Genomic DNA, 21,083 nt, shown 5'->3' with positions numbered 1-21,083 from the left:
TCTTGCGGTAAGTGCTTCTTAGAGCTTTTCTTGCGGGTTGACGCAGGCACCATCCAGCGCTGTTCCTGCCTCGAACCTGATAGGCTAGACCAGTCTGTAGACCAGATGAGGTCAGCATGTTTGTCGAAGTCGGTTCCTACGATGCCAAGACCAGGCTCCCCGAGTTGCTTCGGAAGGTGGAGCAAGGCGAGCGATTCACCATTACCCAGCGTGGGCGCCCGATTGCGGATCTGGTGCCGAGCGCTGACAACGCACGCCACAGCCGTGAGGAGGCCGTGGCGGCAATGCGCTCGATGAAGCGCCTAGTCGATGTCGCTCCCGACACGCTCGAACAATGGGTCGAGGAAGGCCGCCGATGACCTTGGTGCTCGATGCCTCCATGGCCCTTGCCTGGCTGTTCCAGAGCGCGGATCCGGCCCAGGTGGCATTGGCAGAGGCGATGCGCAATGCCGGTGGCGCAGTGTTCGAATGATCGGCATGCCGATCCCGCGCGGTGGCCCGGAGTCGTGAACGCCCGGGCCGGATGTATTGACCTTCGGCATCACGGCACGATGCCCGCGTCCTGCAGCCACGCGGCCATGTCGTCCACCACCTCGGCCATGTGAGATTGTCCATCGGGCCCGCGCAAGCGGTGGTCCAGCGCCGCATAGGTCTTGTAGGTGATGTTGCGCTTGCCCGCCTGATGGAGCCGGGCAACCATGGCCAGCACGGCCTCGGGGGACACGGAATCGTCGGCGCCGGCCTGGATGATCAAGGCCGGAGAGCGGCTCGCCTGCAACACGGCCAGCTGATCCGTGTCGAGCGCGTCGCGCCACCAGCGGTAGCCGTGGCCGCTGGCCGCGATTGCCGCCCGCGCCGCGGGCGTGGCGGTGCGGACATGGCGGGCGAAGGCACGCATGCCCCGCTTCGATTCGGCCTTCTCGCGCGGGGTGCCGGGCGCGCTGGCGATGCTGTGCAGCACGTCGTCGAGGAACCATCGGCCGCCGCCATTGAAGGCGATGGTGGCCGAGATGCGATCCGAGCGCGCCGCCAGCAGGTGCGCGACCACGGCCCCTTCGCTGCCGCCGAGGGCCACCACCTGGCGATAGCCGTGCCGGCGCAGCACGTCGGCGATGACGGCGTCCAGGTCCGCGGCGCGTTGTGCGAGGCTGTCGTGCCGAACATAGGCAAGCGGGCAATCCGCGCGTGCGGGATCGTCGCTGTAGGGCAGGCTGGCATCGATACCGTACTTCTCCACCGTCAGGATGTCGGCTGCCGGCATCACCCGCGCGATGTAGGCGCGGATCGCCTCGACCCGGGTCACGCTGTTGCAATCCGAGCCCTGGATCACCACCAGCAGTTGGTCCGCTTGCGCGGAGGCATCGCGCTGGTCGAGGTAGTAGCGGATCCGCGAGCCGTCCGCACGGGCCAGGTCCTGGCCCCGGTCCGCTTCCTCCGCCTGTGCCCATGCGGACTGCAGCAGGCAGGCCAGCGCGCAGGCAAGTATCCGCAGCTTGGATTTCACCGGTTCTCCCAGGGCATGGAACTGTCGTCGAAGGGGGAGACTATAGGCCGCCGCGGAGCGGGAGCCGCGGACATTGCCGCGGTTTGGGAGGTATCCCGCGTCATCTTGAGATGGTTCCGCACCATGCCGCAGGCGGCATCGCACCGGCTCCGGGAGCGGCCGCTTCCTCTCCACCTGCACGCCGGCTTTGTCATGGCACTCACCCCAGCTTCACCTCGATCTCGTCATAGCGCTGCACGCGGTACACCACCATCGAGACCAGCCAGCTCAGCACGAACACGCCGATGATCACATAGCCCAGCATGCCGAAATGTGCGTTGAGCGCGCCGACCACGTCCCACAGGCCGCCTTCCAGGCCGAGCTTGTCCGCGATCAGGCCGAGTGCTTCGATGCCGCCGATGACCACCGCGACGATCACCGAGACCAGCGTGATGGTCATGTTGTAGTAGAGCTTGCGGATCGGCTTGGTGAAGGCCCAGCCGTAGGCGCCGAGCATGAGGATGCCATCGGTGGTGTCGACCAGCGACATGCCGGCGGTGAACAGCGCCGGGAACACCATGATGGTCCAGAACGGCACGCCCTTGGCGGCTTCCGCGGCGGAGAGGCCGAACAGGGCCACCTCGGTGGCGGTGTCGAAGCCCAGGCCGAACAGCAGGCCCATCGGGAACAGGTGCCAGCTGCGGCTGGCCAGGCGGAACAGCGGGCGGAACCAGCGCGCCAGCACGCCGCGCTCGTTGAGCAGCAGGTCGAGGTCCTGGGCGCGCAGCGTCTCGCCGCGCTTGACGGCGCGGAAGGCACGCCAGACCGAGACCAGGATCAGCAGGTTGAAGAAGGCCAGCAGGAACAGGAACAGCGCCGAGACGCTGGTGCCGATCAGGCCGCCGACCGCCTTCATCTCGCCGAAATGCGATTGCAGGGCGGCCGCCGCGATGGCGATGCCGATCGACATCAGCGTGACCACGGTGGAATGGCCGAGCGAGAAGAAGAAGCCCACCGCGACCGGCCGCTTGCCTTCGGCCATCAGTTTGCGCGTGACATTGTCGATGGCCGCGATATGGTCGGCGTCGACGGCGTGGCGCAGCCCCAGCGTATAGGCCAGCACGGCGGATGCCAGCAGCACCGGGTGGTCGCGGAAGGCGGCCAGGGCCCAGATCCAGGCCCCGGCATTGGCGGCGATCAGGATCGCGTAGAGCGCCACGGTCTTGCGGCGCACGTCGGTGGCTTCGTCATTGAAGATGCTGGCGATCAGGCGGAACGGGTGGGCTGGCATGGGGCGCAGGGCAGATGCGGGGTCAGGGAGCGAAGAGACGGTGCCGAAGCGGGGCGGGCATGCCTGCCCAGGCAGGGAGGCCATGAGAAGCGCCGCGACGGCGGCGGGGTGTGCTGGGCGCGCGGGCGGCGCGCCGAAGGGGCTGGCTTGCGGTCTGTCTTCATCGTGTCGTGCCCGGGCATCCCCGCCCGGGCGTGGCAACTGGTGCCGGAAAGGACGATGAAGCCGCGGCCGTGCGCGGGGCATGCCGCGGGGCTGCCCCGCGGCAGGGCCCGGCACGACACCCGGCCGCCCGTCCGCGGCTTCGGTGGTCGAAGTCAGGCCGGTATCCGGGCTGGCAGGCGATGCGCGCGGTGGGCGCCGCGTGCGCGTGGGGGATGGCCGCCTTCCCGCGCTGGCGCGCAGTGGCTGCCGGCACCAGGCCGGCGTGGCGATCCCTTGACCTGCTTACCGTTGCGGGGGCAGCACAGGCATTGCCGCCAGCGTCCCGAGTCCGCGCATGCAAGACTCAAGCCATTGGCGTTGGCGCACCTGTTTCCCGTTTAACCCGCGCCGCTGGCGTGGCGCGGGCACCTGTCATCGTGATCGGTAAATCACGCGCATTGTAATGGCGGGTGGCGCATGCCGCCAGCGCCGTGCCACGCGCTCCGGTGCGCCATGGCGGGCCGGGCGGCGCCGGCCTTGCCGGCCTGTGTTCTTGCAGAGTGGGGCGGGCGCGGCCCGGTTCGTGTTCCCCCGAGCCGCCAAATCGTCGTTTCGGACGACGCCCGGCGCCGGGGCGCTGCCGAGAATCGTCGTAACCGGCCAGGGCCGGCAGACAGACCGCCGGCGCCAGGCCAGGCGGCGGGATCCACCAGGAGACAGGCATGCGGGCGCCCGCGGGCGCAGGACTTCGTGCGCCGGCGAACGGCGGTACGCCGTCGCGCATGCCCGCTTCCGTCTTCGGCGAGGCAGGCATCGTGACGCAAACGCATTCCACAGACCCCGGGCAGCACAGCGAGGCGGCTTCCGTGCTGGTCGAGATCGATCCGGCCGGCTATGCGGTGCTGACCCTGAACCGGCCGCAGGCGATGAACGCATTGTCGGTGGCGCTGTGCCGGGCGCTGGCCGAGGCGGTGGCGGCGCTGCGCGACGATCCGCGTGTGCGCGTGCTGATCCTGACCGGCAGCGGGCGTGCCTTCTGCGCCGGGCTGGATCTCAAGGAACTGGCGGCCGGGCGCGAACTGTCGGCCTTCGTCAGCACCAGCGATCCGGTGCGCGTGCTCGGCACCTTCCGGGGGCCGGTGATCGGTGCCATCAATGGCGCGGCCATCACCGGCGGCTTCGAGCTGGCGCTGGCCTGCGACATGCTCATCGCCTCCACCGAAGCACGCTTCGCCGACACGCACGCACGCGTGGGCATCGTGCCGGGCTGGGGTTTGTCGCAGAAGCTGAGCCGGCTGGTCGGCCTGGCCCGGGCCAAGGAGATCTCGCTGACCGGCAACTTCGTCGGCGCGCAGGAGGCGGAACGCATCGGCCTGGTCAACCGCGTGGTGGCGCCGGAGACGCTGCTGCCGGCCGCCCGGCGGCTCGCCGAAGACCTGTTGTCGGCGGTGCCGGAGATGCTGCCGGAGATGAAGCAGCTGATCGACGAGGGCTATGCGCTGCCGCTGGGCGAGGCGCTGGCGCTGGAGCGCCGGCGCTCCAGCGCGTGGAGCCAGGCCATGCTGCGCGAGGAGATCGCGCGGCGGCGCGAGGCCGTGCAGCAGCGCGGCCGCGCGCAGGCGGCGGGCGGCTGAGCGGAGGCCCTGGCGGTGGGGCCGGCAGCGCGCAGGGACGGGACGGCAGGCGATGGCAGGCGCCGGCAACAGGCGCCGCAACCAATGCAGCGGGCAACGCAACAACCACGAGGAGGAAGGCATGGCGAAGCGGAAGATGGCGGCAGTGGGCAGGTGGCTGGCGGCGGCGGGACTGGCCGGCCTGGCTTGCCTGGCGCAGGCGCAGAAGGCCTACGATACGGGCGCGAGCGACAGCGAGATCAAGATCGGCAACACGGTGCCGTACTCGGGGCCGGCATCGGCCTACGGCACGGTGGGCAAGGCGGCCGCGGCCTACTTCCGCAAGGTCAATGCCGAGGGCGGCATCAACGGGCGCAAGATCCGCTTCATCTCGGTCGATGACGCCTACAGCCCGCCGATGACCGTGGAGCAGACCCGCAAGCTGGTCGAGCAGGAGCAGGTGCTGCTGATCTTCGCGCCGCTGGGCACGGCCAGCAATGCCGCCACGCAGAAATACCTGAACATGAAGAAGGTGCCCCAGCTCTTCGTCAGCTCGGGCGCCCACCGCTGGGGCGATCCGGAGCATTTCCCGTGGACCATGGGCTGGAACGTCAGCTACCTGACCGAAGGCCATATCTACGCCAGGCACATCCTCGCCAACCGGCCGCAGGCGAAGATCGCGATCCTGTACCAGAACGACGAGTTCGGCAAGGACATGCTGCGCGGCTTCCTCGACGGCCTCGGCGACAAGAGCAAGGCGCTGGTGGTGGCGCAGGCCAGCTACGAGCTGAGCGATCCCACGGTGGACAGCCAGATGATCAGCCTGAAGAGCTCGGGCGCCGACACGCTGGTCGACCTGTCGACGCCGAAGTTCGCCGCGCAGGCGATTCGCAAGGCGGCCGCGATCGGCTGGAAGCCGGTGCACTACCTGGCCAATGTGTCGAGCTCCGTGACCGCGGTGCTCAAGCCGGCCGGGCTGGACAATGCCAAGGACATCCTCTCGGCCGCCTTCGTGCGCGACCCCTCCGATCCGCGCTGGCAGGGCACCCGCGAGCAGGCCGACTTCGCCGCCTTCATGAAGCAGTACTACCCGGAGGGCGACGCCAGCGACGCCTTGAACGTCACCGGCTATTCGATGGCGCAGACCATGGTGCAGGTGCTCAGGCAGGCCGGTGACAACCTGACGCGCGCCAACATCATGAAGCAGGCCGCCAGCCTGGACATGACCCTGCCGATGCTCTACCCGGGCATCAAGCTCAAGACCAGCCCGACCAATTTCCACCCGCTCGCCGGCATGCAGATGGTGCGTTTCAACGGCAGCGGCTACGACCCGGTCGGCGGCGTGATCGGGCAGTAGCGCCCCCTATCACGCCTCACGCCGCCGCGCCGCCAGCAGCCATTCAAGGAGACCAGACAGTCATGGCAATCGAGTTTCCACGCTCGTGGATGAAAGAAGAACTGACGATGTACCGCGACACCGTGGTGCGTTTCGTCGAGAACGAGATGGTGCCCGGCGACGAGGCGGCGCGCCAGCGCGGCCACGTCGGCCGCGAGATCTGGCGCCGGGCCGGCGAACTGGGCCTGCTGTGCGCGGACATTCCCGAGGCCTATGGTGGCGGCGGCGGCGACTTCCGCCACGAAGCGGTGTTCTACGAGGAGATGGCGCGGCGCAGCCTGACCGGCATGGCCGCCTCGGTGCACAGCATCGTCGCGCACTACCTGCTCAACCACGGCACCGAGGCGCAGAAGCAGCGCTACCTGCCGCGCATGGCGCGCGGCGAGCTGGTCGGCGCCATCGCCATGACCGAGCCGGGGGCCGGCTCCGACCTGCAGGGCGTGCGCACGCGTGCCGAGCGGCAGGGCGACGGCTATGTGATCAACGGCGCCAAGACCTTCATCACCAACGGCTACCTGGCCGGCCTGGTGCTGGTGGTGGCCAAGACCGATCCGGCGCAGAAGGCCAAGGGCATGTCCATCCTGATCGTCGAGACCGAGGACCGTCCCGGCTACCAGGTGGGCAAGGTGCTCGACAAGATCGGCCTGAAGGCGCAGGACACCTCGGAACTGTTCTTCGACAATGTGCGCGTCGGCGCCGACTGCCTGCTGGGCGGCGAAGAGGGCAAGGGCTTCTACCAGTTGATGAGCGACCTGCCGTACGAGCGCCTGATCATCGGCGTCACCGCGGCGGCGGCGATGGAGGGGGCCTACGAGGCCACGCTGCAGTACACGCGCGAGCGCGAGGCCTTCGGCCAGCCCATCGGCCAGTTCCAGAACACGCGTTTCAAGCTGGCCGAGATCGCCACCCACGTTAAGGTGGCGCGGGCCTACATCGACCGCTGCGTCGAGGACATCGTCGCCGGCCGGCTCGACACGGTGGGCGCCTCGATGGCCAAGATGTGGGCCAGCGAGCTGCAGAACCGCGTGATCGACGAATGCCTGCAGCTGTTCGGCGGCTATGGCTACATGAACGAGTACCTGATCGGCCGCATGTATGTCGACGCGCGTATCCAGCGCATCTACGGCGGCACCAGCGAGATCATGAAGGAGGTGATCTCGCGCGCGCTGTAGGCCGGGCAGGCGCCGGCGCGCCGGCGCCGCGGCACAGGGTCGGCGCGGCTGCGGAGCAGCGGATCAGCGGATCAGCGGATCAGCGGATCAATTCCAGGCGGCGCGCGATGGCCACTGCCTGGGTGCGGTTCTGCGCGTTCAGCTTGCCGTTGATATTGCGCAGGTGCGTGCGCACCGTGCTGTCGGAGACGAACAGTTTCTCGGCCAGGGCGCTGTTCGAGTAGCCCTCGGCGACCAGGGCCAGCAGGCGGATCTCCTTGGCGGTGAGCGGCTCGACCAGGGCAGGGCAGTCCGGCGGCAAGGCCGCCTCGCCGGGCCCGGCGCCGCCGCATGCCTGCGCCAGCCGCTGCAGGTAGGCCCGGAAGATCGGGTCGGCGCCGGCGCCGGCCCCTTCTTCCTGCGTCATCGCTTCCACCTGCCGCACCAGCAGGGCGGCGTCGCCCCCTTCGTCGGCGAACAGGCGCACGAAGCCTTCCGCGCAGCCGTTGCGCAGCGCGCCGGTCATGGCCGCCAGCGCGGCCGGGGCGTCGCCGGCACGGGCCAGCGCCATGGCTTGCAGGACGCGCAGCTTGAGGGCGCGGCGGAAGCGCCGGCTGCGCACGGCGGCGTCGATGCCGTCGGCCAGGCGCGGCAGCGCCGACGCGGCGCGCCCGGCGGCGACCAGCCAGCGCAGTTCGGCCATCTCATGGGTCTGGAGATCGTGCGCGGGCAGGCGCAGGCGCGCCACGCGCGCCCACAGCGCGGCATCGTTGGCACGCTCCAGTTCCTCGCGGGCGCCTTGCAGGTGGCCTTGCATGGTCAGCAGGTGGGCGCGTTCCAGCTTGGCGCTGCTGACCACGCGCGGCAACTGGCGCTGGTGGCCCAGGTACTCCAGCTCGGTCAGGCAATGGAAGGCCTGGTCGACGTCGCCGTGGTGGAAGGCGATGCGCGACAGCAGCATATAGCCCTGGATCATGTGGTCGGCGAGGCCGGCATCCCTGGCCAGCGGCAGGTAGACCTGGAGCAGGTGCCGGGCCTGGTCGAGCTCGTCGGCCTCGTAGAGGCTGGCGGCGTACAGCACGCCGGCCCAGGCATTGCCGCCGGTATGGCCCTGCGACGCCGCATGGGTCGCGCCGACGGCGATGCGGAAGCGCGCGGTGGCCTGGCGCAGCCTGCCCTCCTCGAGATCGGTCAACCCGCCGACCGACTCCGAGTACATCTTGATGAAGTGGCTGGCCGCCGCGCCCGGGCTGCTGCGCGCGGCATCGAGCAGGCGGTGCGATTCCTGGTACTCGCCCATCACCGCCGACAGGTAGGCCATGCAGTTGGACAGCACGCCCTCGGCGAAGCCCTGGCGCGCCGGCATGTGGCGCAGCGCCTCGCGGCCGAGCGCGAAGGCCTCCTCGGCCTGGTCCATCACCGCCAGCAGGAAGGGCTGCAGCGCCAGCACGTGGGGCCGCACCTCCGGGTCCGGGTCGGCGGCGCAGCCGTAGCCGTCGAGCCTGGCCTGGGCCTGGTGCGGGCCGTGCGTCAGGCACAGGGCCCAGACATGGACCACCTGCAGCAGCGGGGAGGCGGCGATGCAGGCGGGCGGGATGGCGCCGAACCAGCGCGTCAGCAGGCGCATGCGGCCGCCCTCGAGCAGGGCAATGGCGTGCCGGGCCAGCAAGCGCACCGCGTGGTCGAAGCTGCCGCCTTCGAGCGCGTGGTCGATGGCCGGCACCGGCCGGCCGTGCGCCTCGTACCAGTGTGCGGCGGCGCGGTGCAGGCGCCGGCCCTCGTCGGGCAGTTCGCGCTGGAGCTGGGCGCGCAGGAAGTCGGCGAAGAGGCTGTGGTAGCGGTAGCTCGGCGCGTCGCCTTCCATCGGCGTCAGGAAGAGGTTGTCCGCCTCCAGCCGTGCCAGCATGGCGGCGCTGTCGACACCGGGCAGCAGGTGGTCGCACAGGCCGGCGTCGAGGTGCCGCAGGATGGCGGTGCGCAGCAGGAAATCCCGCAGCGGCGCCGGCTGGCGTTCCAGCACGTCTTCGGCGAGGTAGTCGGCCAGGGCCTGGTTCGAGCCCGAGAAGCGGGCGATGAAGCGGTCCCGGTCGCGGTGGTCGTCGCGCCGTTCCAGAGCCAGGGAAGCCAGCCACAGCGCGGCCGGCCAGCCCTCGGCCTTGCCGTGCAGGCGCGCCACCTCGTCGTCGGGCAGCGCGCTGTCGCGGCGGCGGTTCAGCAGTTCGGCCGTTTCCGGCAGCGAGAAGCGCAGCAGGGCGGCGTCGATCTCGAGCAACTGGCCGCGCGCCCGCAGCCGGCCCAGGCCGAGGTCGGGCAGGCCGCGCGAGCCGATCACCAGGCGTCCGCCGCGCGGCAGGCCGTCGAGGATCTCGCGCACCAGGCGCAGCACGGCGGGCTCCTGCAGGGCCTCGAAATCGTCGAGGAACACAGCGAAGGGCGCGGTGCGCGCGGCCAGGCCCGCCATGATGGCGAGCGCCATGTCGGCCGGCGAGCGCAGGCCCGCGTCCGCCATCGCGGGGGCCGCGGCGGGTGCGTCCGCCGCCATGCCGCCGACCGCGGCGGCGAGGCAGGCGAGGAAACGGGACGGGTCGTTGTCGGCGCCATCCAGGGTCAGCCATGCCGTGTCGACGCCGCTGGCTTCCAGCAGCGAGCGGCACTGCACCATGGCGGTGGTCTTGCCGAAGCCGGCCGGCGCCCGCACCAGCACCACCCTGGCGGCGCCGGCGGCGCGCACGCGTTCCCGGATCTCGCCGCGCGCCACCTGGGCGACACTGGTGGTGGGCGGGCTGAGCTTGCTGGTGAGCGGGGTACGGGACGGGTCGACCGGGCTGGGCATGGGCAGGGTGAGGGGTTCCGGGCCATCGGGAAGCACGCGGCGGCGGCCCGGCGTGCCCGAGCATACAACGAGCGCGGCGTTCGGCCACGTCGCACAGCAGCATGGCGTGGCCGGCGCTCGCGGCCAATCGTCTTAAGCGACGATGTGGCGGCACGCGGCGCTGCCTAACATGGCAGGCATCCTGCGCGGCGTATGCCGCCCCGCCTCCGCCCCTACTGCCTGCGAGCATGAAGAACGATTCCTGGCGCCAGGACCTGGCCTCCTACCGGCTCCGCTTCGAGCTGCCCACCCGCTACGCGGATGTCGACGCCGAGCGGCACGTCAACAATGTGGCGGTGCAGACCCTGCACGCCGAGGCCCGCTCGCGGCTGCACCTGTCGGTATTCGGCTGGGAGGCGTGGCAGCCGCTGACGGCAACCGTGCGCACGCGCGCGGTGCGCACCGATTTCCTGCAGGTGACCTACTATCCGGCGCCGGTGACCTGTGGCGCCGCCCTGGTGGAGGTGGATGCATCCGGCTACACGCTGGCACTGGGGCTGTTCCAGCAGGGGCGCTGCGTCGGCGTGCAGTCGTGCCGCATCGGCGCCTGGCGCGACGGCGAATGGCGGCCACTGCCGGCGGCGGTGCGCGAAGCGATGCTGGACTTCGGCCCCGATGCGGTGATGGCGGCCGGCCTGCCGGGCGGCGCGCCGGGCCCCGGCGCAGGGGACGATGCCGATGGTGGCGGTGCCGAGGCCGGCGGCTATCCCTGCGCGGACCGGCTGACCACCCGCTTCGGCGACCTCGACGCCGATGGCATGCTGAGCGAGCTCGCGCTGGCGCGCTACTTCGAGCAGGGGCGCTCGCACCTGCTGCTGGCGCTCGGGCAGGACTGCGGCGCGGACCTGCGCCACGGGCCGGTCGGCATGCTGATCGCCAGCACCGGCGCGCGTGTGCTGCGCCAGGTGCGGCCGGGCGCCGAGATGACGCTGGCATCGGGCGTGGTGCGCATCGGCCGCACCTCGGTCGTGCTGCGTACGGCGGTGTTCCAGGGCGAGGCCTGCGTCGGCATCGCCGACAACGTGATGGTCTTCATCGCGCGCGCCGATGGCCGGCCCACGCCGGTGCCCGCCGCGCTGGCGCGGCGGCTGGAAGGCCTCGCCTGCGCCGGACTGCCGCGCTGAACCGGCCGGCCACGGCATTTCCCCCCAAACCAAAGCGCAGCGGCGCTGCCAGGAGCTGACCAATGACGGGTCCCTTGCAAGGCTTGAAGGTCGTGGAGATGGTCGGCATCGGGCCGGCGCCGTTCTGCGCCATGATGCTGGCCGACATGGGCGCGGAGGTGATCCGCATCGACCGGCCCGGGCCGGCGGGCGAGGTGATGCCCAAGACCGCGCGCTTCGATGTGCTGGCGCGCGGGCGCCGCTCGCTCGCGCTAGACCTCAAGCGCCCGGGCGGCGCCGAGGCCGTGCTGCAGCTGGTGGCCCAGGCCGACATCCTGCTGGAGGGCTTCCGCCCGGGCGTGATGGAGCGCCTGGGGCTGGGGCCGGACGCCTGCCTGGCGCGCAATCCGCGCCTGGTCTACGGCCGCATGACGGGCTGGGGCCAGCACGGGCCGCTGGCCCAGGCGGCCGGGCACGACATCAACTACATCGCGCTGAGCGGCGCCCTGCATGCGATCGGCCACGCCGACGAGCCGCCGGTGGTGCCGCTCAACTACGTGGGCGACTTCGGCGGCGGCGCCATGATGCTGGCCTTCGGCGTGCTGTGCGCGCGCCTGGAAGCGCTGCGCAGCGGCAAGGGCCAGGTGGTCGACGCCGCCATGACCGACGGTGCGGCGCTGCTGTCGGCGATGATGTACGGCTTCAAGGCAGCCGGCAGCTGGAGCAACCAGCGCGGCGAGAACCTGCTGGATGGCGGCGCGCACTTCTACGGTACCTATGCCTGCGCTGACGGCAAGTACGTCGCCATCGGCGCCATCGAGCCGCAGTTCTATGCCGAGCTGATCCGTCTCAGCGGCATCGACGATGCCGCCTTCGCCGCGCAGCGCGACGTGAACGGCTGGCCGGTGCTCAAGCTGCGCCTCGCCGACGTGTTCAAGACCCGCACCCGCGCCGAATGGTGCGAGCTGATGGAAGGCTCCGATGTCTGCTTCGCGCCCGTGCTGGACTGGGACGAGGCGCCCGCGCATGCGCACAACCTGGCGCGCGGCACCTTCGTCGAGATCGATGGCGTGACCCAGCCGGCGCCGGCGCCGCGCTTCTCACGCACGCCGCCACCGACACCGCGCGGCCCGGCCGCGCGCGGCGGCGACAGCGAGGCGGTGCTGCGCGACTGGGGCTTCACGGTGGCCGCGGTGGCGGACCTCAAGCAGCGCGGCGTGATCTGAGCCCACGGCGTGCCGGCATGGTGCCGGCGCCGCTTGCCGTGCGACGCCCGAATCGTCGTTTCCGACGAGCCTGCGGGGGCGGGCCGCGCCAAGAATGGCAGGCATGCGTGGCCGCTGGCCGGCCGGCACCGCGCCGGTTGCCGGCCAGCGTCCGGCAGCCAACCGTCAGCGGTCGCAGGTCGCGGGTCGACGCGGCCATTCCTTCCCATCCCTCCCGGAGCGCGCGCCATGCCACCCCTGCCACAATCGCCGCAGTCCTCGCCGCCGCAGGGGGCCGTCCCCCTGCTGGAAGTCGACGCGGTCTCGGTACGCTTCGGCGGCATCCAGGCGCTCGATGCGGTCTCGTTCCGCGTCGAGGCCGGGCAGATCTGCGGCCTGATCGGCCCGAACGGGGCCGGCAAGAGCACCTTGTTCAACTGCCTGTCGCGCATCTACGAGTGCGGCGGCGGTGCCATCGCCTTCGAGGGCCGGCGCGTGTCCGGCCTGCGCCGCCACCGCATGGCGGGCATCGGCATCGGCCGCACCTTCCAGAACCTGGCGCTGTTCCGCTCCATGACGGTGCGCGAGAACGTGCTGGTCGGTTGCCACAGCCGGCACCACGCGGGCTTCCTGCGCGCGCTGCTGCGCCTGCCGGGCGAGCGCGGCGTGGAGCGCGCGGCGGCCCGGCGGGCGGACGAGATCCTGCACTACCTCGGCCTGCAGGAGGTGGCCGGGCGGGTCGTGGCGGACCTGCCGTTCGGCACGCAGAAGCGCGTCGAGCTGGGCCGCGCGCTGGCCGGCGGGCCGCGCCTGCTGCTGCTCGACGAGCCGGCCTGCGGGCTCAATCATGAGGAACTGGAAAGCCTGGGTGGGCTGATCCGCGATATCCGCGACCGCCTCGGCATCACGGTGCTGCTGGTCGAGCATCACATGAGCCTGGTGATGGCGGTGTCCGACAAGGTGGTGGTGCTGAACTTCGGGCGCAAGATCGCCGAGGGCACGCCAGCGCAGGTGCGCCAGCATCCGGAAGTCATCCGCGCCTACCTGGGAGGCCAGCATGCCGCCGCTGCTTGAAGTCGAGGACCTGCATGCCGCCTACGGCGGCACCCGCGTGCTGCACGGCATCGACCTCGCCATGCGGCCGGGCTCGGTGACGGCGCTGCTGGGCGCCAACGGTGCCGGCAAGACCACCACGCTGCGCGCGCTGTGCCAGATGATGGTGCGCACCTCGGGCTCGATCCGCATCGGCGGCGCGCGCGCCGACGGCCGCGCCACCGAGGACATCGTGCGCCTGGGCGTGGCCCACGTGCCGGACGGGCGCGGCACCTTCCTCGGCCTGAGCACGGAGGAGAACCTGCGCCTGGGCGCCTACCTGCGCCGCGACAAGGCCGGCGTGGCCGAAGACTTCGAGCGCATCTATGCCTATTTCCCGCGCCTGAAGGAGCGGCGCGCCCAGCAGGCCGGCACGCTGTCGGGCGGCGAGCAGCAGATGCTGGCGATCGGCCGCGCGCTGATGTCGCGGCCGCGGCTGCTGCTGCTCGACGAGCCGTCCTTCGGCCTGGCGCCGCTGATCGTGCGCGACATCTTCGACATCATGCGCCGCATCAACCGCGAGCAGGGCGTGTCGATCCTGCTGGTCGAACAGGACGCGGCGCTGGCGCTGGACGTCGCCGATTCGGTCTACCTGCTGGAGACCGGCCGCATCGTGCTGCAGGGAACGCCGCAGGAGATCCGTGCCAACGACGCGGTGCGCCGCGTCTACCTGGGCAACTGAGCGCCCGCGCCCCCGGAGGGCGCCAGGTTCGAACCCGCGGAACCCGCCGGCATGCATCGGCGGGCCGCCAAGACCCGTCCGTGAACGGAGGAGACACGATGGATGCCTTCCTGCATCAACTGCTGTCCGGACTCGCCACCGGCAGCATCTACGCCAGCGTCGCGCTGGCGCTGGTGATGATCTACCAGTCCACCCACCACGTGAACTTCGCCCAGGGTGAAATGGCGATGTTCTCCACCTACCTGGCCTGGGCCATGATCCAGGCCGGCCTGCCTTACTGGGCGGCATTCGCCTTGACGGTGGTGCTGTCCTTCGCGCTGGGCGCGCTGGTGGAGCTGGCGGTGATCCGGCCGATGCGCTCGGCGCCGGTGCTGTCGGTGGTGGTGGTCTTCGTCGGGCTGCTGATGATTTTCCACAGCCTGGCCGGCTGGCTGTTCGGCTTCACCATCCAGCCCTTCCCCAGCCCCTTTCCCGAGAGCGCCTGGTACGGGTCCAGCTACCTGTCGCCGCACGAGGTGGGCGCCATCGTGGTGACGCTGGCGGTGATGGCGCTGTTGTTCCTGTTCTTCCGCTTCACGCCGCTCGGCCTCGCCATGCGCGCGGCGGCGCAGAATCCGCTGTCGTCGCGCCTGGTCGGCGTCAATGTGGGGCGCATGCTGATGCTGGGCTGGGGGCTGGCCGGCGCGGTCGGCGCCATCGGCGGCATGCTGGTGGCGCCGGTGGTGTTCCTCGATCCCGGCATGATGAGCGGCGTCCTGATCTACGCCTTCGCCGGGGCCCTGATCGGCGGCATCGACAACCCCGCCGGCGCGGTGCTGGGCGGCTTCATCGTCGGCGTGCTGGAGAACCTGATCGGCACCTATGTGGTAGGGACCGAGCTGAAGCTGACGGTGGCGCTGGTGCTGATCGTCGCGGTGCTGATCGTGCGGCCGTCCGGGCTGCTGGGCAAGACCATCGTACTGAAGGTGTGACCATGACGTCCTTCGATCCCGCCACTGCCGCTCCCGCTGCTCCCGCTGCTCCCTCCGCTGCCGGCGCCGGGGCGCGCGTCTTGCCCTGGTGGCTGGCGCTGCTCGCCGCCGCCCTGGCCGTGCCCTTCGTCGCGCAGGGCTACGTGGTGTTCCAGGCGACCATGGTGCTGTCCTATGCCGTGGCCCTGCTCGGCCTCAACATCCTGACCGGGTACAACGGGCAGATCTCGCTCGGTCACGGTGCTTTCTATGCCATCGGCGCCTATACCTGCGCGATCCTGATGGACCGCTTCGGTGTGCCCTACTGGGCCACCTTGCCGGCGGCGGCGCTGGCCTGCCTGGTGGCAGGCTACCTGTTCGGGCTGCCGGCGCTGAAGCTGGAGGGGCTCTACCTGGCGCTGGCCACCTTCGCGCTCAGCGTGGCGATGCCGCAGCTGCTCAAGTACAAGTACCTGGAGCCCTGGACCGGTGGCGTGCAGGGCATCGTGTTGAACAAGCCGGATGCGCCGTTCGGGCTGCCGCTGACGCAGGACCAGTGGCTCTACCTGTTCGCGCTGGCGGTGGTGCTGCTGATGTTCGTGCTGGCGCGCAACCTGCTCGACAGCGGTGCCGGGCGCGCCATCGTCGCCATCCGCGAGCATCCGCTCGCGGCCGAGGGCATGGGCATCGACAACCGCCACTACAAGGCCAGCGCCTTCGCGCTGTCGGCCATGTTCACCGGGGTCGGCGGCGCCTTGTCCGCCATCGCGGTGCAGTTCGTGGCGCCCGATTCCTTCCCCATGTTCCTGTCGATCTCGCTGCTGGTGGGCGTGGTGGTGGGCGGGGTCGGCACGCTGTCGGGCGCCTGGTACGGCGCGCTCTTCATCATGTTCGTGCCGAGTGCCGCGGAAAAGGTGTCGAAGGCCGCGCCGTGGGCGATCTACGGGGCGGTGCTGATCCTGTTCGTGTTCGTGCTGCCGGGCGGCGTGGCGGGACTGGTGCGCCAGGCGCGGGCGCGCTTCGGCGCGCGCTGAGGCCCTGAGTCAACGAATCGAAGACTCAGGGCGCGGACGGCCGGACGCCACACGGGGCGCCAGCACCAGGCTGAGCACGGCCAGCAGCACGCAGCCCACCCCCGCCAGCTGGATCCAGCGCAGCGGCTCGCCCAGCCAGGCGAAGGCCAGCAGCACCGCCGAGACCGGTGCCAGCGCCGTGAACAAGGCGGCTTCCGAGGCGCTGGTGCGGGCCGAGCCCGCATACCAGAGCAGGAAGCCGCAGACGGTGGGCCCGAGCGCATACCAGGCGACCGCCGCCAGGGCCGGTGCCGGCCAGCTGGCCGGCCAGGTTTCCAGGCCGGCCGGCAGCAGGCAGACCGCCAGTCCCTGCGCGCTCATCAGCGTCGACAGCGCCAGCGGCGCGACCGGCTGGCGCAGGCGCCGGTTGAGCAAAATGAACAGCCCTTCGCAGACCACCGCCGCCAGCACCAGCAGCCGGCCCGCCAGCGAGCCGCCGGTGCCGGGGGCGAAGGTGATGGCGCCGACGCCGGCGCTCGCCAGCGCGATGGCCAGCAGCAGCCTGGGGCCGGGCCGCTCGCGCAGCAGCAGCATGGCGATGGCGGCCGAGACCACCGGCAAGGTACCGATGATGACGCCGGCATCGGCGGCCGGGGTCAGCCGCAGGCCCGCGATCAGCAAGGTGGTGTAGCCGACGCTGCCGGCCGCTGCCTGCAGCCACAGCAGGGCCAGGTCGTGGCGGTCCGGACGCGGCCACGGGCTGCGGGTGAGCCGCATCAGCAGCAGGAAGCAGGGCAGGGCCATGGCGAAGCGCAGCGCGGTGGCGGTGAAGGGCGGCAGTCCGGCGGCGATGATCTTGCTGCCGGCGACGGTGCTGCCGACCATGACCATGGCAAGGGCGAGGCAGGCATGGCCGAGGGATCGTTGTGGCATCGGGTTGGCGCGGAAGGAGTGGGACAAGGCACCAGCCTAGGTCCGTGCCGGCATCGCGTCTTGAACGGAATTGCAGGTCCGCTGCAGGAAATCGGACGGTACAGCACCGCTTTTCGCAATGGACTAGTTGTGCTCAAGCGAACCCGGAGTCCGATCGATCGTCAACGCCATGACCTTGGCGTGCACCTGTTCGAGTTGCAGCGAATCGATGGTTTGCCAGCCCAATCTCGCATACAAGCTTTCATTGCGAGGCGTAAAGAGGTACATGCGGGAAAAGCCGAAGCGGCTGGCCTCGCTTGCAAGGCGCTGAGTCAGCGCGGAGGCAATTCCCTGGCTGCGAAAGGCTGGCACGACAAAGACGGAAGAGACCCAAGGCGTAAGGTGCTGGTGCGTGATCGTGCCAGGGACCAGACTGGCTGCGCCTTGCAAGCTGCCCTCTGCTGTCAAGGCGACCAGGGTCAACGGCAGCGCGTGCCGGATGGCGGTCCGCTGGACGCGCAGCAGGCGTTCTTCCATGGTTAGCTGCGGGCTGAGATAGCCAAACAATTGATGCTGCCACTCAGCTACAAGCGGAATCAGTCCGTGATGATTCTCCAGATAATCAATATGCGTCAGCAATTCTTGCGTCTCCCGATGTCATCAGTCAGGTGAATCCCTGGCGGCAATCCGTGCTGTCGTGATTCGCTCGCTCATGGCCCTACCGTTGGGAGCGGACTCTACACGCGTTCCTGCTTTCGAACCACGTGCGGGCAGTTGGTCAATGTTGGCGCAAGATTGCTGGAAATAGGGTTGGCAAGAGGATGACTTGGCCGGAGTTGGGCGAATTTCTGTTATCGCCCCTCGTGTGGCCATCAATGATTCCGTATCCACGACGTGGCAGGCGGCGATGGAATTGGCTGTCAAGCCACGGATGACTTTGGGAATCCCTGCCTTACGGCTTCCACCTCCTGACATCCGGAGCCGCCCCGGCCGCGCGGGCAAAGGCACCAGGCGCGATGCCGAAGCAGCGCGTGAACAGGCGTGACATATGGCTCTGGTCGGCGAAGCCGGCGGCGGCCGCGGCGGCGGCCAGCGGCGTGCCCCGTGCGATCAGGCTGCGCGCGCGGTGCAGGCGGCGCTGCATCAGGTAGGCGTGCGGCGTGAGCCCGGTGGCGCGGGTGAAGCCGCGTACCACCTGGAAGCGGCTCAGGCCGCTGGCGTGTGCCAGGTCGGCCAGCGTGTGGGCCGTGGCCGGGTCGTCGTCGAGCAAGGCCTTGGCGCGCAGGATGGCGGCGAGGGCGGACGCCATGGAAGGGGGCGCGGCGGCGCTGGAGCGGGTGAGGCGGGCCAGCAGGGCGAGCAGCAGGCTGTCGCGCGCCAGCGCGGCGGTGCCGGCGCCGCCGAGACGGTCCGCGTCGGCGGCCGTCATCCAGGCGAACAGCCGGCGGAAATCGGCGGTGGCGGCGGGGTCCGCCAGCACGGGCCGCTCGAACTCCTGCGCGCCGTCATCGCCCGCGGCGAGCACTTCCTCGCGCGCCTGGGCGACCAGTGGCGGATCGAGGTAGAGCATGCGCCAGGCACGTCCGCCGTCGCCCAGCGGCGCGCCGTCGTGGACTTCGCCCGGATTGACCGTGATGAGCTGTCCTGCCTGTGCCTCCACCATGCCGCGGCCGCTGCGCGAGCGCTGGGCGCCGCGTTCGATCACGCCGAAGCCGAATTGCTCGTGGGTGTGCCGCGCGAAGGCCAGGCGCGTGTCGGCCGCGATCGCCAGCACGCCGGGCGCGCCGCAGGGAAGGAGCAGGAACGGGCGGGTCGTCATGCTCGTCAGCCCAACTTCGACGATGCCGATGCCAATGGTGCGGGTAGCCCGGCCAGGATCTCCGCGGTGCTGCGCTGGAAGCGGTCTACCAGGAAATCCAGCAGCACCCTCACGCGGGGCGTCATATACCGATTCCGGTGGAAGACGGCATAGATGCCCGGCTCGCTTTCGACCAGGTCCGGTAACAGGACCTCGAGCGCGCCGGCACGGATATCCGCCGCAGCGTCCCAGATCGTCTTGCGGGCAATGCCGACTCCGGCGAGTGCCCAGGTGCGTGCCAGCGCGCCATCATTGGTTTCCCACGCATTGTCCATGGCGACGGTGTGGGTCGAGCGCTTTCCTCCCGACACGAAATGAAATTCGTTCAGCGGGCCAGCGGCGGTGACCAGGACGATGAAGCGATGCCCGGCCAGGTCTGCCGGGGTGCGCGGCGTACCGTGCCTGGCCAGGTACTCGGGAGCCGCGCATAAGATCCGCCAGTTCGGCGCGAGCCGGCGTGCAATCAGCGAATCGTTCTCCGGCTTGCCAAAGCGGATGGCAAAGTCCACGTCATCGTGCAGCAGCTCAGACAGCGAGTCGGTCAGAGTCAGGGCGATTTTCAGTTCCGGCTGCGCACGGATGAAGTCGTCCAGCCACTGGTTGAGCAGATGGCGGCCGAAATCGGCCGATGCTGAAATCCGGACCTTTCCGCGCACCGCGCCCTGGCTCGCCTGGAGCGCGGCCTCGCCATCCTCGATGGCTCTCAGGGCGATGCAGCAGTGCCGGTGGTACAGCCGGCCCTCTTCGGTCAGGCGCAGTTGCCTGGTGCTGCGGTCGATCAGCCTGGTGTGAAGCGTGGCTTCCAGCTTGGCCAGCCGGGCACTGGCGGCAGCAGGCGAAAAGCCCAGCTTGCGGCCGGCAGCGGACAGGCTGCCGAGTGCCGCCGCTTCCACGAACAGGCGCATATCGCCTAGCCGATCCGTCGCCATCTTTCATTTGGATTTGAATTGGATTCAAAAATGTAGCCAATTATCAAATCTAAGTCCACCCGCCAGACTGCTGCCTTGCAAGCCCGGACGAGGGGCGACAGCCGACAGCCAGAGGAGGGGCAACTCTATGGACGAAATCAGCAGAACAGCAGCAGCGGATAGCGGGCGCCAGGAGGTGGCGGGCAGGCTGCCGCTGGCAGGCTTGCTGGCATTGACGATGACCAGTTTCATTGCCACGGCGAACGAGGCCGTGCCGGCCGGCTTGCTCCCACAGATTGCGCAAGGATTCCATGTCACCGAAGCCTGGGCCGGACAACTCGTGACCCTTTGCGCGCTGGGGGCAGGCGTGGCGGCCATCCCGCTGACGGCCGCCACGCGTAGATGGCGACGCCGGCAGGTCCTGTTGCTGGTGCTGGCGGCATTTTGCCTCTGCAATGCCGTCACCGCGCTGTCCTCGCATTACGTGGTGACATTGGCCGCGCGTTTTGCCGTGGGACTTGCCACCGGGCTGGCGTGGAGTCTCCTGGCAACCTATGCGCGCGCCATGGTCCCTGCCGCGATGCAAGGTCGCGCGCTTGCGGTGGCCATGGTCGGCATTCCCCTGGCCTTATCGGTCGGCGTGCCGTTGAGTGCCCGGCTCGGCGTCATGATCGGCTGGCGCAGCGTGTTCGGCATCCTGTCGGGCATGGCGCTGATACTGATGGCCTGGGCGCGCTGGACGGTTCCCGATTATCCCGGCCAGGCGGCCGACAGCCGTCTGCCCGTGCGGCAAGTGCTGGCCATCCCGGGGGTACGGCCGGTGCTGTTGGTGGTGATGGCCTGGATTCTTCCGCACTACATTCTCTACACCTATATCGCCCCCTTCCTGGCCTCGGTTGGACTGGCCCGCCATGTCGATGCCGTTCTGCTGATCTTCGGCGTCTCGGCCATGTTGGGCATCTGGCTGGTCGGCTCATTGGTTGACCGCTGGCTGCGCCTTCTGGTGCTGGCCGGGCTGGGCGCTTTTGCCTCGGTCTCGCTGCTGTTCGGCCTGGGGGGCACTGCACCTGCGGTGCTTTGCCTGGGGGTGGCGGTATGGGGGCTGAGCTTTGGCGGCGCGCCGACCTTGTTGCAGACCGCATTGGCCGACGCGGCCGGCAGTCGGGCGGACGTTGCCCAGTCGATGCTGGTGACGGTGTTCAATCTCTCGTTCGCCGGCAGCGGGATGATCGGCGGTGTACTGCTCGAGACCACGGGTGTCGCGTCCTTTCCCTGGGTGGTGCTGTTGCTCGTGAGCATCGGCCTGCTTGCGGCCTGGCGCGCCAGTTCCCATGGATTCACGGCCGGCCGGCGTCGATACGCGCTGGATTCGGCAGCCGGTGCCCGGCCATAGCGCAAGCGCTTCATTTC

At 70.0% G+C, this 21,083-nt stretch carries 18 protein-coding genes and 1 riboswitch; of the genes, 11 read left to right on the top strand and 7 right to left on the bottom strand.

The genetic code is table 11. From position 1 onward, the window contains the following. Window positions 1-116: 116 nt before the first annotated feature. Complete coding sequence (locus tag BKK81_RS29680) at window positions 117-359, top strand: type II toxin-antitoxin system Phd/YefM family antitoxin (protein ID WP_071020400.1); 243 nt, start codon at window positions 117-119, stop codon at window positions 357-359. A 182-nt stretch (window positions 360-541) separates the two neighbouring features. On the opposite strand, the gene BKK81_RS29675 is transcribed toward BKK81_RS29680, so the two are convergent. Then, entirely contained in the window at window positions 542-1,504 is a 963-nt protein-coding gene (locus BKK81_RS29675) for a serine aminopeptidase domain-containing protein (RefSeq protein ID WP_231908134.1), read from the bottom strand. Between the two features lie 199 nt (window positions 1,505-1,703). Beyond that, entirely contained in the window at window positions 1,704-2,774 is a 1,071-nt protein-coding gene (locus BKK81_RS29670; RefSeq protein WP_071020398.1) for a HoxN/HupN/NixA family nickel/cobalt transporter, read from the bottom strand. A gap of 303 nt (window positions 2,775-3,077) precedes the next feature. Beyond that, a riboswitch (cobalamin riboswitch) is annotated at window positions 3,078-3,366 on the bottom strand. A 334-nt stretch (window positions 3,367-3,700) separates the two neighbouring features. Here BKK81_RS29670 and BKK81_RS29665 point away from each other — a divergent pair. The 3 genes from BKK81_RS29665 (at window position 3,701) to BKK81_RS29655 (ending at window position 7,099) form a co-directional block, all read left to right on the top strand. After that, the gene (locus tag BKK81_RS29665; protein WP_156811491.1) at window positions 3,701-4,552 is read left to right on the top strand and encodes an enoyl-CoA hydratase; all 852 of its coding nucleotides are present in this window, start codon (window positions 3,701-3,703) and stop codon (window positions 4,550-4,552) included. A gap of 136 nt (window positions 4,553-4,688) precedes the next feature. Then, window positions 4,689-5,888 (top strand): ABC transporter substrate-binding protein, encoded by a 1,200-nt coding sequence (locus BKK81_RS29660; RefSeq protein WP_071022610.1) that lies wholly within the window; start codon window positions 4,689-4,691, stop codon window positions 5,886-5,888. A 62-nt stretch (window positions 5,889-5,950) separates the two neighbouring features. Beyond that, window positions 5,951-7,099 (top strand): acyl-CoA dehydrogenase family protein, encoded by a 1,149-nt coding sequence (locus tag BKK81_RS29655; RefSeq protein ID WP_071020395.1) that lies wholly within the window; start codon window positions 5,951-5,953, stop codon window positions 7,097-7,099. A gap of 79 nt (window positions 7,100-7,178) precedes the next feature. Here BKK81_RS29655 and BKK81_RS29650 read toward each other — a convergent pair whose 3' ends face one another. Beyond that, window positions 7,179-9,911 carry a LuxR C-terminal-related transcriptional regulator gene (locus BKK81_RS29650; protein WP_071020393.1) on the bottom strand — a complete coding sequence of 911 codons (2,733 nt, stop codon included), beginning with the start codon at window positions 9,909-9,911 and terminating at the stop codon, window positions 7,179-7,181. Window positions 9,912-10,138: 227 nt separating this feature from the next. Between BKK81_RS29650 and BKK81_RS29645 the strand changes: the two genes are divergently transcribed. The 6 genes from BKK81_RS29645 (at window position 10,139) to BKK81_RS29620 (ending at window position 16,016) form a co-directional block, all read left to right on the top strand. Beyond that, window positions 10,139-11,074: a thioesterase family protein gene (locus BKK81_RS29645; protein ID WP_071020390.1), complete on the top strand. Its 936-nt coding sequence runs from the start codon at window positions 10,139-10,141 to the stop codon at window positions 11,072-11,074. A 62-nt stretch (window positions 11,075-11,136) separates the two neighbouring features. After that, window positions 11,137-12,279 carry a CaiB/BaiF CoA transferase family protein gene (locus BKK81_RS29640; RefSeq protein ID WP_071020388.1) on the top strand — a complete coding sequence of 381 codons (1,143 nt, stop codon included), beginning with the start codon at window positions 11,137-11,139 and terminating at the stop codon, window positions 12,277-12,279. Window positions 12,280-12,507: 228 nt separating this feature from the next. Further along, window positions 12,508-13,332: an ABC transporter ATP-binding protein gene (locus tag BKK81_RS29635; RefSeq protein ID WP_071020386.1), complete on the top strand. Its 825-nt coding sequence runs from the start codon at window positions 12,508-12,510 to the stop codon at window positions 13,330-13,332. Continuing rightward, window positions 13,316-14,032 carry an ABC transporter ATP-binding protein gene (locus tag BKK81_RS29630; protein ID WP_071020383.1) on the top strand — a complete coding sequence of 239 codons (717 nt, stop codon included), beginning with the start codon at window positions 13,316-13,318 and terminating at the stop codon, window positions 14,030-14,032. The genes BKK81_RS29635 and BKK81_RS29630 overlap by 17 nt, the downstream gene beginning before the upstream one ends. A 98-nt stretch (window positions 14,033-14,130) precedes the next feature. Further along, window positions 14,131-15,003 (top strand): branched-chain amino acid ABC transporter permease, encoded by an 873-nt coding sequence (locus BKK81_RS29625; RefSeq protein WP_071020380.1) that lies wholly within the window; start codon window positions 14,131-14,133, stop codon window positions 15,001-15,003. Window positions 15,004-15,005: 2 nt separating this feature from the next. Beyond that, window positions 15,006-16,016: a branched-chain amino acid ABC transporter permease gene (locus BKK81_RS29620; RefSeq protein WP_071020379.1), complete on the top strand. Its 1,011-nt coding sequence runs from the start codon at window positions 15,006-15,008 to the stop codon at window positions 16,014-16,016. Window positions 16,017-16,025: 9 nt separating this feature from the next. Here the strand turns inward: BKK81_RS29620 and BKK81_RS29615 are convergent, their stop codons facing one another. The 4 genes from BKK81_RS29615 to BKK81_RS29600 form a co-directional block, all read right to left on the bottom strand. Beyond that, window positions 16,026-16,928 (bottom strand): DMT family transporter, encoded by a 903-nt coding sequence (locus BKK81_RS29615; protein ID WP_071020376.1) that lies wholly within the window; start codon window positions 16,926-16,928, stop codon window positions 16,026-16,028. 123 nt (window positions 16,929-17,051) lie between these two features. Then, window positions 17,052-17,546 (bottom strand): GNAT family N-acetyltransferase, encoded by a 495-nt coding sequence (locus tag BKK81_RS29610; protein ID WP_156811490.1) that lies wholly within the window; start codon window positions 17,544-17,546, stop codon window positions 17,052-17,054. Window positions 17,547-17,859: 313 nt separating this feature from the next. Beyond that, window positions 17,860-18,726, bottom strand: coding sequence for an AraC family transcriptional regulator (locus tag BKK81_RS29605; RefSeq protein ID WP_071020371.1), 867 nt, complete (start codon window positions 18,724-18,726; stop codon window positions 17,860-17,862). A gap of 5 nt (window positions 18,727-18,731) precedes the next feature. Continuing rightward, window positions 18,732-19,694 (bottom strand): LysR family transcriptional regulator, encoded by a 963-nt coding sequence (locus tag BKK81_RS29600; RefSeq protein ID WP_071020369.1) that lies wholly within the window; start codon window positions 19,692-19,694, stop codon window positions 18,732-18,734. 127 nt (window positions 19,695-19,821) lie between these two features. On the opposite strand from BKK81_RS29600, the gene BKK81_RS29595 reads away from it, so the two are divergent. After that, window positions 19,822-21,066 carry an MFS transporter gene (locus tag BKK81_RS29595; RefSeq protein WP_071020366.1) on the top strand — a complete coding sequence of 415 codons (1,245 nt, stop codon included), beginning with the start codon at window positions 19,822-19,824 and terminating at the stop codon, window positions 21,064-21,066. Window positions 21,067-21,083: the final 17 nt, after the last annotated feature.

Origin of the sequence: Cupriavidus sp. USMAHM13 (genome assembly GCF_001854285.1) — a bacterium.
Taxonomy (GTDB): domain Bacteria; phylum Pseudomonadota; class Gammaproteobacteria; order Burkholderiales; family Burkholderiaceae; genus Cupriavidus; species Cupriavidus malaysiensis.
Note: the sequence above shows the minus strand (reverse complement) of the source record. Positions and strands in the feature narration are given on the sequence as shown.

Bases quoted from the DNA above. Each gene is read 5' to 3' on its own strand.
- BKK81_RS29625 (WP_071020380.1), top strand. From the start codon at position 14,131: ATGGATGCCTTCCTGCATCAACTGCTGTCCGGACTCGCCACCGGCAGC.
- BKK81_RS29665 (WP_156811491.1), top strand. From the start codon at position 3,701: ATGCCCGCTTCCGTCTTCGGCGAGGCAGGCATCGTGACGCAAACGCAT.
- BKK81_RS29640 (WP_071020388.1), top strand. From the start codon at position 11,137: ATGACGGGTCCCTTGCAAGGCTTGAAGGTCGTGGAGATGGTCGGCATC.
- BKK81_RS29630 (WP_071020383.1), top strand. From the start codon at position 13,316: ATGCCGCCGCTGCTTGAAGTCGAGGACCTGCATGCCGCCTACGGCGGC.
- BKK81_RS29655 (WP_071020395.1), top strand. From the start codon at position 5,951: ATGGCAATCGAGTTTCCACGCTCGTGGATGAAAGAAGAACTGACGATG.
- BKK81_RS29670 (WP_071020398.1), bottom strand. From the start codon at position 2,774: ATGCCAGCCCACCCGTTCCGCCTGATCGCCAGCATCTTCAATGACGAA.
- BKK81_RS29635 (WP_071020386.1), top strand. From the start codon at position 12,508: ATGCCACCCCTGCCACAATCGCCGCAGTCCTCGCCGCCGCAGGGGGCC.
- BKK81_RS29595 (WP_071020366.1), top strand. From the start codon at position 19,822: ATGGACGAAATCAGCAGAACAGCAGCAGCGGATAGCGGGCGCCAGGAG.
- BKK81_RS29645 (WP_071020390.1), top strand. From the start codon at position 10,139: ATGAAGAACGATTCCTGGCGCCAGGACCTGGCCTCCTACCGGCTCCGC.
- BKK81_RS29680 (WP_071020400.1), top strand. From the start codon at position 117: ATGTTTGTCGAAGTCGGTTCCTACGATGCCAAGACCAGGCTCCCCGAG.
- BKK81_RS29650 (WP_071020393.1), bottom strand. From the start codon at position 9,911: ATGCCCAGCCCGGTCGACCCGTCCCGTACCCCGCTCACCAGCAAGCTC.
- BKK81_RS29605 (WP_071020371.1), bottom strand. From the start codon at position 18,726: ATGACGACCCGCCCGTTCCTGCTCCTTCCCTGCGGCGCGCCCGGCGTG.
- BKK81_RS29600 (WP_071020369.1), bottom strand. From the start codon at position 19,694: ATGGCGACGGATCGGCTAGGCGATATGCGCCTGTTCGTGGAAGCGGCG.
- BKK81_RS29660 (WP_071022610.1), top strand. From the start codon at position 4,689: ATGGCGGCAGTGGGCAGGTGGCTGGCGGCGGCGGGACTGGCCGGCCTG.
- BKK81_RS29620 (WP_071020379.1), top strand. From the start codon at position 15,006: ATGACGTCCTTCGATCCCGCCACTGCCGCTCCCGCTGCTCCCGCTGCT.
- BKK81_RS29615 (WP_071020376.1), bottom strand. From the start codon at position 16,928: ATGCCACAACGATCCCTCGGCCATGCCTGCCTCGCCCTTGCCATGGTC.